The sequence below is a fragment of the Rhizobium sp. UFLA01-1127 genome, assembly GCF_059803845.1.
This window is the reverse complement of record NZ_JAUQTZ010000315.1, coordinates 1-666: the sequence shown is the minus strand read 5'-3', so window position 1 is coordinate 666 and position 666 is coordinate 1. Positions and strand designations below refer to the sequence as shown.

Genomic DNA, 666 nt, shown 5'->3' with positions numbered 1-666 from the left:
GATGCCAGGCTCAAGGACGATCCGAAGAATTTCGAGGGCTGGATGCGGCTGATCCGCTCCTATGCGGTGCTGAACGACCGGGCGCGCGCGGTGGATGCGCTGAAGCGCGGGCTTGCCGCTTTCCCGGCCGACGGAGGGGAGGGCCGGCAGCTTCTGGCGCTGGCTAGGGAATTGGGACTGCCGACGGAGGGGACGCCGCAATGACCCGCAAGCAGAAGCGTCTGGCTGTCATCGCCGGCGGCATGGGGTTCGTGGCCGCCGCCGTGCTGCTCGTGCTCTTCGCCTTCAGCCAGTCGGTCGCCTATTTCTATATGCCGGCCGATCTTGCGAAGACGCCGGTCAATGCCGGGACGCTGATCCGTTTGGGTGGGCTCGTCGGCGAGGGCTCGATCGTGCGCGGTCAGGGAACGCAGGTTCAATTCTCCGTCACCGACGGCACCGATACGGTCAAGGTCAGATATGACGGCCTCCTGCCCGATCTGTTCCGCGAGGGGCAGGGCGTGGTGACCGAAGGCAGGTTCGAGCCGGGCAGCGACGTTTTCGTTGCCGACAGCGTGCTTGCCAAGCATGATGAGCGCTACATGCCGAAGCAGGTCGCCGACAAGCTGAAGGCCGACGGCGTGTGGAAGGGCGAGGAGGCCACCCGATGATCATCGAACTTGGACA

General features: G+C 65.2%; 1 protein-coding gene and 1 pseudogene. Both read left to right on the top strand.

The window, feature by feature from the left end; all coding sequences use genetic code 11:
* Positions 1 to 204 (top strand): annotated as a pseudogene (locus Q4Q11_RS31985) (c-type cytochrome biogenesis protein CcmI); the annotation flags it as partial.
* The gene (gene ccmE / locus Q4Q11_RS31980) at positions 201 to 650 is read left to right on the top strand and encodes a cytochrome c maturation protein CcmE (protein ID WP_113224126.1); all 450 of its coding nucleotides are present in this window, start codon (positions 201 to 203) and stop codon (positions 648 to 650) included. The pseudogene Q4Q11_RS31985 and the gene ccmE, both read left to right, overlap by 4 nt.
* Positions 651 to 666 lie beyond the last annotated feature (16 nt).